Origin of the sequence: Pedobacter ginsengisoli (genome assembly GCF_030244015.1) — a bacterium.
GTDB lineage: Bacteria > Bacteroidota > Bacteroidia > Sphingobacteriales > Sphingobacteriaceae > Pedobacter > Pedobacter ginsengisoli.
In genome coordinates this window covers 169,497-181,600 of the sequence record NZ_JASSYX010000003.1, presented here as the reverse complement: position 1 = coordinate 181,600, position 12,104 = coordinate 169,497, and the positions used below count along the sequence as shown (strand labels likewise).

The window sequence follows — 12,104 nt, the reverse complement described above, 5'->3', positions numbered from 1 at the left end:
ACTTTTATAGCCCCGTATTGTTCCTGAACAACTTGATCGCTATAGCAAGAAGAATAATACCAAATGCTTTTCTCAGGATGCTCAGTCCCGACTTGCCTAATAGTTTCTCCAAACGATTTGTATTCTTTAATACCAGATATACAAAAACCATGTTCACTACAATACCGACTATAATATTTTGAGTCTCGTACTCCGTTTTTAAAGAAAGCAAAGTGGTCATGGTTCCCGCTCCAGCAATTAAAGGAAAAGCCAGAGGGACAATGGATACTGTTTCGTGAACATCTTCCTTAAATATCGTCAATCCTAAAACCATCTCCATTGCGATAAAAAAGATAACAAATGATCCGGCAATAGCAAATGACTCCACATCAAGACCAATCACCTTCAATAAAGTCTCGCCGGCAAAAAGGAAAATGATCATTAGCAGTGCTGCAACCAGAGTTGCCTTTTCTGACTGAATATGACCGCCGGCTTTTCTTCTGAGTTCAATGACCACAGGTATAGAGCCTAAAATATCGATGATGGCAAAAATGACCATCGTGCACGATAAGATCTGGCTGAAATTAAATTTCATAGAAGTTAGTTTACCTTATCAAAGGTACAGTAATATAAACCATAAAAAAAGCCACTCAGAGAGTGGCTTTTAAATTATACGAGATAATTAGATCTCTATTTTGGTTGGATCTGATTAGAAGTCGATGCACGGTAAGCATATAAAATAATGTGTGCCACCGCGAATATTAGAGAAAAATAATACAGACCGGTATCTGTACCGCCTGTGATGCTATGATGTATCAACGCGACAATGATCAGCAACACAGCCAATACCAGACCGACATAAGAAACCACCTTTGTGCTGTTTGCGAGAGTTGCTTTCAGATTGTCAGACAAGAGGCTGTTTTTCATACCGTAAAAGAGATAAACATTTATACCGATAATCATCCATACCAATAAACGTACCCAAGTATCTAAGGGTAGAAATACCATCATACCCAGACAGACCACAATACCCAATATTGGGATTAAGGGAACCAATGGCACTTTAAATGCTCTCGGTAAATCGGGCATCCTGTTCCTTAAAATAACCACACCAATACATACCAGGATAAAAGCAAGCAAAGTACCGATACTGGTCATCTCTCCCACTACAGTTGCGGGTACGAATGCCGCAAACAGACTTACAAATACCATGAATAATAAATTACTTTTTGCAGGAGTACTGTATTTAGGATGTACTCTTGAAAATACTTTAGGCAATAAACCGTCTTTACTCATAGAGAAGAACACCCTTGACTGTCCAAGCAACATTACCAGAATAACAGAGGCATATCCACCTAAAATAGCAAGGATAATCAATTTATTTAACCATGGAAAAGCAGGTGTTACTATACCGGCAGCATCTTTTGCACCCATATTGTCGATTGCAACCGCAACAGGTGCAATGCCATCCTGACCTTTAAACAAATCGTAATTTGCAACTCCGGTCATTACGTGAGCAAAAAGGATATATAATATGGTACAGATAAACAACGAGACAAGGATGCCGATTGGCATGTCCTTTTTTGGATTTTTTGCTTCCTGAGCAGCTGTTGACACCGCATCAAAACCAATGTAGGCAAAGAATACAATCCCGGCCGCCCTGATCACACCGCCCCACCCGTGTGTAAATACACTCTCATGCCCCGGTTTATCAGCAGGAATAAAATACGGAGAATAATTTTCCGCATTGATATATTTCCATCCCAGTAATATAAATATGAAAACAATCACCACTTTGATGGCCACTATTAATCCGTTAACAAATGCAGACTCACTTGTTCCTCTGATCAATACAAAAGACATGAGCACAATGATGAATACAGCTGGCAAATTAAACATACCGGAAACTACGGTGCCATCAAGCAGTGTAGCATGTTCGAAAGGTGACATCGTTACCTGCGCAGGCAGATGAATGTCGTAATAGGCTAGAAACTTCACCAGGTATCGACTCCAGCTAATAGAAACCGTTGCGGCACCCAGGGCATATTCCAGCACCAGATCCCATCCAATAACCCAGGCAACAAATTCACCCATGGTTGCGTAGGAGTAGGTATAAGCACTACCTGCAACCGGGATCATTGAGGCAAATTCTGCATAACACAGACCAGCAAAAGCACAGCCTACCGCCGCAATGATAAATGAAATGGTAATAGCAGGTCCGGCATTATTAGCTGCTGCTGATCCTGTTATTGAAAACAGACCTGCGCCGATAATTGCACCAATACCCAAAGCGACAAGATTTACGGGGCCGAGCGTCCGCTTCAGCGTGCCCTCTCCGCTTTCCGCAGCCTCTTTAGTAAGCAAGTCAATTGACTTTCTAAAATTCATAAATTCTAAGTTTAGTTAAAGTTTTCTATAATGTCGCTTAATTTATATTCCAGGTACCAAACCTAAATAAAATATATCTAAATATAAAAGGGATTTCTTTTCAAAATCCCTTTTATATGGTAACAATTCCAGTCTTATTGAGCGGTCAGGCTTTTATGGACCGGCTTTTCCGATTTTTTCTCCAACAGTTCTGCAGCTTTTTTAAGCTTATGCACTTTTGCAGAGGTAGCAGTTGCAGCGATTTGTATGTGTTTGCCGGTTTCTGGCTTTACAGACGATACATTATCCACAGAAACTGCGATATAAGGTGCGATAACCAGTGAAACGATAGACATCAGTTTGATCAAAATGTTCATTGATGGCCCTGAAGTATCTTTAAACGGATCACCTACAGTATCACCCGTTACTGAAGCCTTATGCGGTTCAGATTTTTTATAATGCATTTCCCCATTGATTTCTACACCTTTTTCAAATGATTTTTTAGCATTATCCCATGCGCCACCCGCATTGCTCTGGAAAATTCCCATTAGCACACCTGACACCGTAACACCTGCAAGCAGGCCTCCCAGTATTTCCGCCGAGCTTACCGATGGAAAAACACCTTTAAACCCAAAACCTACTATAATAGGAACTAAAAGTGCGATAGCCCCAGGGAGCATCATTTCCCTGATGGAAGCCTTGGTAGAAATGGCCACACATTTTTCATATTCAGGTTTAGCTTTATATTCCATAATTCCAGGGATCTCACGAAACTGACGGCGAACTTCCTGTACCATGTCCATTGCTGCCTTACCGACTGCGGCGATACACAAAGCTGAGAAAATAAAGGGGATCATCGCCCCAACAAATAGTCCGGCTAAAACAGGGGCCTTATAAATATCAATTGCAGAAATGCCGGCAACACCAACAAAAGCAGCGAACAAGGCCAGAGAAGTCAATGCTGCAGAAGCAATTGCAAATCCCTTACCCGTAGCGGCAGTGGTATTGCCTACAGCGTCCAGGTTGTCGGTGCGCTCGCGTACTTCAGGAGGAAGCTGACTCATTTCGGCGATACCACCCGCGTTATCTGCAATAGGACCAAATGCGTCAATTGCCAGCTGCATTGCAGTAGTGGCCATCATACCAGCGGCCGCTATTGCCACTCCGTATAAACCTGCAAAAGCATAAGAGAAAATAATACCTCCAGCCAAAACCAGGATAGGGGCAACAGTAGATTTCATACCGACAGAGAGACCGCCGATAATGTTAGTGGCGTGCCCTGTTCCCGATTGCTGAATGATAGAATTTACCGGACCCTTACCCATTGCAGTATAATACTCAGTAATGATACTCATTAAAGTACCAACCACCAGACCAACTATGATCGCAAAAAACACATCAATACTTGTGAAATCAACACCGCGCAAATGCAGGTTTGAAGGCAACATCCATATCACGATGAAATAAGATGCAATAGCAGTAATGACGATCGACCCCCAGTTGCCCAGGTTCAGCGCCGTTTGTACGTTAGAATCCTCACCCTTGATGCGGACAAACCAGGTTCCTACTATTGAAAACAAAATGCCTAATCCGCAGATCACCATTGGCAGCAAAATAGGAGACATGCCGCCAAAACTATCCTCCGCTTTAATTTCTTGTCCCAACACCATGGTCGCCAATATCGTCGCTACATAAGAACCAAACAGATCGGCACCCATTCCGGCCACATCACCTACGTTATCACCCACATTATCAGCAATAGTTGCCGGGTTACGCACATCATCCTCAGGGATGCCGGCTTCAACCTTGCCTACCAGATCAGCGCCGACATCGGCAGCCTTAGTATAGATACCACCACCCACACGTGCAAAAAGTGCAATAGATTCGGCGCCCAGAGAAAAACCGGTCAGCACTTCAATTGCCGTTTTCATTTCCACACTATTTGCGGCTACCACATCAAATGTTTGCAGAAAAACAATAAAGAGTCCTCCAAGCCCCAAAATAGCCAGACCAGCTACCCCAAGACCCATAACTGTACCGCCTGTAAAAGAAACTTTTAAAGCCTGCTTCAGACTTGTTCTTGCAGCTTGAGTGGTCCTTACATTTGCTTTAGTAGCTGCTTTCATGCCAATATATCCTGCCGTTGCTGAAAATACCGCACCGATAATGAAAGCGATAGAAATGATCCAGCTTGAGTGTAATTGTACACCGTTTACCTCATGAACAGTTCCCGAATACGCCAACAATGCGGCAGTAAATGCCACAAAAATACTAAGCACCTTCCATTCAGCCTTTAGAAAGGCCATTGCACCATCAGCTATATAGCCGGCCAGTTCCTGCATGTTTTTGTCGCCTGCATCCTGTTTGTTTACCCATGCACTTTTAATAGCCATCACCAGGATCCCTATCAAACCCAGTACAGGGATAAAATAGATTAAATTGTTTTGTAAAAACTCCATATGTTGATATTCTCGTTTAGTTTCTTTTTAAGGTTGGTTTATAGTCTGGTTAGTATTCCCTTCATCATCCATAGAGCGGGCCATAAAAAACAGCAATGAGGGGTTTGCAAAAATAAGCGTGTTTATGTAATTACCAAATTTTTCGTCATTTCGTCGCAATATTTATTCAACACAGCCATTGGAAGCAATATACAGTTATAAAAGTATTTTTCAGAGATCTAGGTAAATGCATACGAAGTTTTATTTAAGTTTAAATATATTAGCACTGCGCGATCAAAGAATAAAAGTATTTGATTCTTAAAAACCAACCATACCAAACATGAAAGAAGAAACTCAAGATGGCTCTTTTAAAAGAGAACTTGGACTGTTAGACGGGACTATGCTGGTCGTAGGTTCCATGATAGGCTCAGGGATATTTATCGTCAGTGCCGACATCGCCAGAAATGTAGGCTCGGCAGGTTGGCTCATCCTGATCTGGGTCTTAACAGGGCTTATTACCGTCATTGCTGCTGTTAGCTATGGTGAACTGAGCGCAATGTTTCCAAAAGCCGGTGGACAATATGTTTATTTAAAAGAAGCCTACAACAAATTGATTGCTTTTCTGTATGGATGGAGTCTGTTTGCAGTGATCCAGACTGGCACAATAGCAGCCGTAGGGGTGGCCTTTTCAAAATTCGCAGCCTATTTATACGAACCCTTCAGTGAAAACAATATCCTTTGGCAAACCGGAAATTTTAAACTGCATGCAGCGCAGCTTGTTTCTATTGTGACCATCGTTTTACTCAGCTACATTAACAGCCGAGGCGTTAAAAACGGTAAATTACTACAGACTTTCTTAACCATTATCAAAATCATGTCCCTGCTTGGCTTGGTTGTATTTGGTTTCCTGCTGGGCGCCAAAACAGAGATATGGAATGCCAACTGGACAGACGTATGGACACCAAGGTCCTTCAGCCTGGAAACATTACAATGGAGCACCATTGGCGGATCAGCATTGCTCTCAGGAATTGCTGCCGCTATGGTAGGCTCGGTGTTTTCCGCAGATGCATGGACCGGCGTCACTTTTATTGCCGGCGAGATTAAAAATCCACAGCGTAACGTTGGTCTAAGTTTGTTCCTTGGTACATTCATAGTCAGTGTAATCTATATTCTTGCCAACCTGATGTACCTCGCCGTATTGCCGCTCGATTCAATAACCACGGCGAAATCAGACCGTGTAGCAGTTGTTGCAGCACAGTATATATTTGGAAACGCGGGCACGATCATTATTGCGGTGATGATTATGATCTCCACCTTTGCCTGCAATAACGGTTTGATCATGGCTGGCGCCAGAGTATATTACACCATGGCAAAAGATGGCTTGTTCTTTAAAAGAGCCGCTAATCTGAACCGTTTCGATGTGCCTGAATGGGCATTGTGGATACAGGGACTTTGGGCCTCCGCTTTATGTTTAACAGGCCGTTACGGCGATTTACTGGATTTTGTGGTCATCATTGTATTGATATTTTATATCCTGACCATTTACGGGATCTTCATTTTAAGAAAGAAAATGCCACATGCAGAACGACCATACAGAGCTTTCGGTTATCCGGTATTGCCGCTTTTTTATATTTTAACCGCCACTGCCCTGTGTATTCTTTTGTTAATCTATAAAACCAGCACCTGCGGATGGGGTGTCCTCATCATGCTCATAGGCATTCCGGTATATTACTTCACCAAACAAAAGGATTAAAAGAAACTCAAGTAACAATTAGTACGCTGTACAAAAAAGGGCCTGTATCATATTTATGATACAGGCCCTTTTTATAAAACTTGCCTATCTAAAAGAACTGATATCAACTATTTTGTCACCGCCTGGTTTCATAAAATAAATACCGCCTTTTGCTTCCTGCCAGGTAAAGTTTTGCTGGATATAACGATAAGCATCATTAATAGCATCTTTATTTAAAGGCACATTCAACGCTTCATTCGCAACATAGTTTACCTGGTACAATGACGTAGGAGTTAAAAAAGCAAGGGTGGTCTTGTCCGGTGAATTCGTAATAAATTCACCCTGGATCCTTTCATCCGGATTTTGCCTTTTAAGAACATATACCTTAGCGTTCACATTAGCAACGAAGAAATCATTGTTGATCACATAACCGTTTCTGCCGACCTGATTAACACCTTTGGTATATTTCGTATCCAATTTTCCATTGGAAGCCCTGTACAGGCTGGCCACATCTAATTTTCCTTCTTTCAGAGCGATAATGAAAAAGGGAGCGGTCAATCCGGAGTTGTCTGCAATTTGAGCTAAAATTGCTGTCTTTTGTGTATTGACGAATTGAGCAAATGCAAATTTTCCAATGCCGCCCGCACTATCCGATTCACTAATTTTAATATTAACGAGAGTATCCCTGAACTTTATTGAAAATGCTTCTTTCGCATCCGATGCTTCCTTTTCATCCCCTTTATATTTCACAATTCTGAGCGCCGTATCTCCCGGCTCAGCGCTTTCGTTAAATTTTTCAGTAACAGTTAATGGTCTGGGCACATAAGTAGCCGAAATGTCTTTATTGCCACAACTATATACAATAGCTGAAACTGCAAACAGGTACAATACTTTTCTCATTTGTTTATATGGTTTTTGTTTGATATTGAAGGCGACCTTAAGTTTCATGTAAAATTAAAATTTGTCATGAATTAAAAGTAATAAAATGAAAAATAACAATATTATTACGTGAAGAAGCACGTATGTCTTAAAATTCCATAGCCCTAAAAGGAACAGGGGTAAGCCTTGTGAGCTACCCCTGTTATTAGATGGTTGATCCACCACAGATCAACCTAAACCAAACAAACCACAACTATAACGTACGATATTGTAAAAAAGTTTTAAATAGTTAAAAAAAATTATCGTTTTATATTTACAACTTTACGAAGATATATGAAACCTTTAAAGCGTATCGGAATAAGCTACAGTGAAGCCAATTTTCAAAACTACTGGAGCTGGTTCACACCCGAAGAACTAAAAAATGATGTTGAGCTCCTGGAATTATCTTTTGAACGCGGCAATACTGCCGATATTTACAAATGTGACGGCTTTGTGCTGACCGGAGGCATAGACGTTTTGCCTTCAATATTTGGAGGAGCAGCTAAATATCCATACATGCCAGATTCCTTTTTGCCTGAGCGTGATGAGTTTGAGCGGCTGATTTATGAATATTCCCAAAAGCAGAAGCTGCCCGTACTGGGCATATGCAGAGGTATGCAGTATATCAACATCCTTGAAGGAGGGAAAGTATTTGAAGACAATGGGGAGGAGATACACCTGATACATAAGAAAGGAGCAGAAGACAAAATACATACTGTCAATATCAAGCCGGAAACCCTGCTTAGCAGTATAACAGGCATGGAACAAGCTGAAGTAAACAGCGCACATCACCAGTCAGTTGACCCCGGACATTTAGGCAATAATCTCATGGCCAGCGCTTACTCCGGAACAAAAGACGGCATCATCGAAGCACTTGAATTTACGGACAAGTCAGATAAAGCCTTTATGCTTGCTGTACAATGGCATCCCGAGCGAATGAAATCAAAGTCATCCAATCCGCTTTCCCAAAAAGTAAAAGAAGAATTTCTGAAAGCAGTAAGAGCCACCTAAGAAATTTCCTTCAGATCGGTCTTTTTTATCCATCCTTTGGTGACTGCCCCATCTGTCGTGGTAACCGTTATATAAATAAAGCCATTCTGTTCATCAATACTTTCAATCTTCGCATTGGTCCACAATGGCAGAACGCCATCCCTATTGCTCGCAGGATCAGGACCGGCATAGAAGTAAATGACACCTTTAGGGATTTGGTACTTTTTACCCTCACTCGCGATCACCGCCTCCGGTGTCTTTTCTTTAACTGCCGCGGGTGCTTTTGGCGGAGCCTGTTTTATTGCACCCGCACCAGTTTGCCGCTCAAACTCCTTTTGCAGGCTATCCACGTCGGTATTTGCATTTAAAACGGAAGAATCCGGTATGATAGGCTTTATAACAGCGGCCGTATCGGTCTCTGGTACATCCTGAGGTGTGGAAACAACAGTATCCGTTGCAACCATATTCAGGCTATCAGCGTAAGAAGCCAGTTGTCTTTTATTGACATCAGTGAGGTAAACCGAATAACCGGCAAAAAGGCTCAAAGCAACCAGTGCAAGGATCATTACATAAAATATAGGTTTAGAAACCCTGACCACATCTGCTGGCAGATCTGACGAAACCGGAACCATCACCGGAGCGGGTGCAGTAACTGGCTCGGTTACCCTCGGCAACTCATTTTCAAGACTATTCCGTAAGATCGCTTCCTGCAGGATCAATCCATTGGCATACCTTTTCTCAGGTGCTTTTTCCAGACATTTTTTGATCACATTGATTAGCCAGACCGGTACATTCATCTCCTTCATTTTCACCTCTTCAGACCAGCTTTCAGGCAAATGCGTACGGCGCAGCGACAACAAGTCAGGTACGGGTTTCTCCATGTGCGACAGCATCACGGCATTTCGGGAAGTTTCCCCTTTATTGAGCTGCGGAAAAGGAACTGTCCCTGCCAGCAGTTCATAAAGGATCACACCATAACTGTACACGTCGGTCTGAAAGAACATCTCCCCGTCGTGTTGCTCAGGCGCCATAAATTCAACTGCACCCGCATGGCGGATACTGCTGCGGCGCTGTTCGTCAGACATGACCGCCAACCCAAAATCAAAAAGAATATAGTTTCCGGTTGCCGTATTAAACTTTACATTATTACTCTTAATGTCCCCATGCTTTACACCTACCTTATGACAGTGTGCCAGCGCGTTGGCCAGTTGCTCTGCCAGCTTTATTGTTTCCCGAACAGTAAAAATTGGACTATGCGGCGGTTTCAACAGGTCTTCCAGGTCAGGACCTTCTATATATTCCATTTCAATAAAAGGAAATGATCCGCTTTCGGTAAGACCTGAATTCAGGATCTTGACCACATTCGGATTCGGGACCTCATTTACTTTTTTTAGTTTTTCCACTTCATTTTTAAAATTCCTGAAGTGCTTATCATCCGCATTCTCTGTATGAATAGGAGTGGGCAGTATTTTTACCGCAGTAATGATCTCACCCATTCTTTTACCCTTATAAACAGATCCCTGCCCGCCGGTGCGCAACGCGCCCATGTTTTCCAGTCCTTCTGTTATGGTAAATACTTTGCTCATAGTGTAGGTAATTATTGTTTAAAAATACGGTACATCATCAACTAATCCGTCTTTTGTTTTCTTCTTTTTTTTAGGAGTGGCACTCTTTTTCTTTTGCGCAGATGAATCAGCGAGTTTCGTTTCCGGTCTTTGCACGACCGCTGCCGGCTTTGCATTGTTAAGTGTGTCCTTTCCGCCAGGACCGGGCATACCACTTTTACCCGCAGTATCGCCAGGGTCTTTTCTGTTAAAGGAAGAGCCAATTGCAAAAGCACCTATAAAAACACCTAACAGCAGGGCAGCAATAATCAATAACCGTGACTTTGCCAGTCGCTCATGATCCTTTATTTTATTTCGCAGCACCGCATTTTCATTCTGTAGTGCCATGAACTGTCCGCTTACTTCCTCTTTACTAAGCATTCCATTACAAACCGCCTCATAAAGCTCAGGTCCATCCTTATATCTTTTTTCAGGCAATTTCTCCAGGCACCTGCCGATCACCTCCAACAGCCAGCCGGGAACCTGCATCTCCGCCATTTTTTTATCTTCAGGCCAATCTGCCGGCAGATGCGTTCTGCGTAGTTCCAGCAGGTCAGGTACTGGTTTTTCAATGTGGGCAACCATCACCAGGTTACGTGCAGACTCATGCTTATTGACCAGGGGGAAAGGAACATTCCCCGCCAGCAGTTCGTACAACACTACTCCATAACTGTAAACGTCAGTTTCAAACAACATTTTTCCGTCATACTGCTCAGGAGCCATAAATTCCACCGCACCGGCATTGCGCAGACTGGATCTTCGCTGCTCATCAGACATTATAGCCAACCCAAAATCCAGCAAAATATAATTCCCGGTAGCCGTGTTGAACTTAACATTGTTGCTCTTGATGTCACCATGCCTTACCCCAACTTCATGGCAATGTGCCAGTGCGGCAGCCAGTTGTTCCGCCAGTTTCAATGCCTCACGAATGCTAAATACCGGATTGTGGGGTGCCTTCAGCAAGTCCTCCAGATCCGGACCCTCAATGTATTCCATTTCTATAAAGGGAAGAGAGCCGCTTTCTGTCAAACCGGAGCTGAGGATCTTGACCACATTAGGAGAAGGTCTTTCATTTACTTTTTTCAGTTTCTCTACCTCACTCTGAAAATCCCTGAAGTTCTTGTCGTCCGTATTTTCCTTATGTATTGGCGTTGGCAATAATTTTACCGCGGTAATGATGGCCCCCATCCGCTTACCCTTGTACACAGAGCCCTGTCCACCGGTACGCAATGCACCCATATTTTCAAGACCCTCTGTAATCGTAAATATTTTTGCCATGCCGTCGCTAATGTGAATGATAACTAAATTCCAGAACCGCAGACTCCCCCAAAATGATCTGGTCGCCTTCCAGCAGCGTATGTCCCAGTTCCGTAAAAGTGAGTTTTATGGTATTGTGTTCCCCGCTTGATTTTACTTTCACCTTATTTCTTGGCGGAACCCCGCCGTCATCCGCAAAAATAACGAACGCCGAAGCATCCTTGCTCCATTCAATGTGCGCATGCTGCCTGCTGATGTACTTATTGCCCGCATTACTGCTCGAATCCGGAAAGGCAATGGTATTTTCTCTGACGAAGCCATCATTGTCCTGTGTTTTCCTGTCCCTGCCAATATTGATGCGCCCGTCTTTTGCATGAATGGTATACGCCTTTTTTTCAGCCTCACCGTTCAATATCCTGATATAGGCTGTGGTCGATTGTTGGGCCACCACATGCTCTGGCGTTTTGATCACCAGCGCCACCTCAAGGCCATTCATTTTTATGGACTGTGCCGGCAGTTCATCCACAAAATTTACCTGCATAGTCCATTTTTCAGGAAGATCTATGGCAAAGTCGTCCGCTATTCGCTGCACTTCATTTTTAAAACGGTCACTGTCTTCAAAAAAAACAGCAGAATCATACATAAACCGCTCACCAGATAAACAGCAAATAGAAAGCTCGAAGCCCTTGATGTGCCTGCCTTCACCGCCTTCCATTTTCTGTAGTTCCTGTTTAATGAACAACAACAGCGCTTCCCTTATAGCCTTTACATCCTGAGGCTTTTCAGGTGTGCTTTTATTAAAAAGGTTAAACATGCCCA

General features: G+C 42.9%; 9 protein-coding genes. 2 read left to right on the top strand and 7 right to left on the bottom strand.

Annotated elements, in window-relative coordinates; all coding sequences use genetic code 11:
* Positions 1-4: 4 nt before the first annotated feature.
* The 3 genes from QEP08_RS12865 to QEP08_RS12855 all read right to left on the bottom strand — a co-directional run bounded on the left by QEP08_RS12865 (position 5) and on the right by QEP08_RS12855 (position 4,805).
* Entirely contained in the window at positions 5-574 is a 570-nt protein-coding gene (locus QEP08_RS12865) for a MarC family protein (RefSeq protein WP_285058570.1), read from the bottom strand.
* A 95-nt stretch (positions 575-669) separates the two neighbouring features.
* Positions 670-2,367, bottom strand: a complete 1,698-nt coding sequence (locus QEP08_RS12860) for an amino acid permease (protein ID WP_285058569.1) — start codon at positions 2,365-2,367, stop codon at positions 670-672.
* A gap of 134 nt (positions 2,368-2,501) precedes the next feature.
* Positions 2,502-4,805: a sodium-translocating pyrophosphatase gene (locus tag QEP08_RS12855; RefSeq protein WP_285058567.1), complete on the bottom strand. Its 2,304-nt coding sequence runs from the start codon at positions 4,803-4,805 to the stop codon at positions 2,502-2,504.
* Between the two features lie 319 nt (positions 4,806-5,124).
* Between QEP08_RS12855 and QEP08_RS12850 the strand changes: the two genes are divergently transcribed.
* The gene (locus QEP08_RS12850; RefSeq protein WP_285058565.1) at positions 5,125-6,537 is read left to right on the top strand and encodes an APC family permease; all 1,413 of its coding nucleotides are present in this window, start codon (positions 5,125-5,127) and stop codon (positions 6,535-6,537) included.
* Between the two features lie 84 nt (positions 6,538-6,621).
* Here QEP08_RS12850 and QEP08_RS12845 read toward each other — a convergent pair whose 3' ends face one another.
* The gene (locus tag QEP08_RS12845; RefSeq protein WP_285058564.1) at positions 6,622-7,464 is read right to left on the bottom strand and encodes a hypothetical protein; all 843 of its coding nucleotides are present in this window, start codon (positions 7,462-7,464) and stop codon (positions 6,622-6,624) included.
* Positions 7,465-7,728: 264 nt separating this feature from the next.
* Between QEP08_RS12845 and QEP08_RS12840 the strand changes: the two genes are divergently transcribed.
* Complete coding sequence (locus QEP08_RS12840) at positions 7,729-8,445, top strand: gamma-glutamyl-gamma-aminobutyrate hydrolase family protein (RefSeq protein ID WP_285058562.1); 717 nt, start codon at positions 7,729-7,731, stop codon at positions 8,443-8,445.
* Here the strand turns inward: QEP08_RS12840 and QEP08_RS12835 are convergent.
* From QEP08_RS12835 to QEP08_RS12825, 3 genes are read right to left on the bottom strand one after another with little or no spacing between them, the layout of a single operon-like run.
* The gene (locus tag QEP08_RS12835) at positions 8,442-10,010 is read right to left on the bottom strand and encodes a serine/threonine protein kinase (protein ID WP_285058561.1); all 1,569 of its coding nucleotides are present in this window, start codon (positions 10,008-10,010) and stop codon (positions 8,442-8,444) included. The genes QEP08_RS12840 and QEP08_RS12835 overlap by 4 nt on opposite strands.
* Positions 10,011-10,028: 18 nt before the next feature.
* Positions 10,029-11,306 (bottom strand): serine/threonine protein kinase, encoded by a 1,278-nt coding sequence (locus QEP08_RS12830; RefSeq protein ID WP_285058560.1) that lies wholly within the window; start codon positions 11,304-11,306, stop codon positions 10,029-10,031.
* A gap of 7 nt (positions 11,307-11,313) precedes the next feature.
* Positions 11,314-12,099 (bottom strand): FHA domain-containing protein, encoded by a 786-nt coding sequence (locus QEP08_RS12825; RefSeq protein WP_285058558.1) that lies wholly within the window; start codon positions 12,097-12,099, stop codon positions 11,314-11,316.
* Positions 12,100-12,104: the final 5 nt, after the last annotated feature.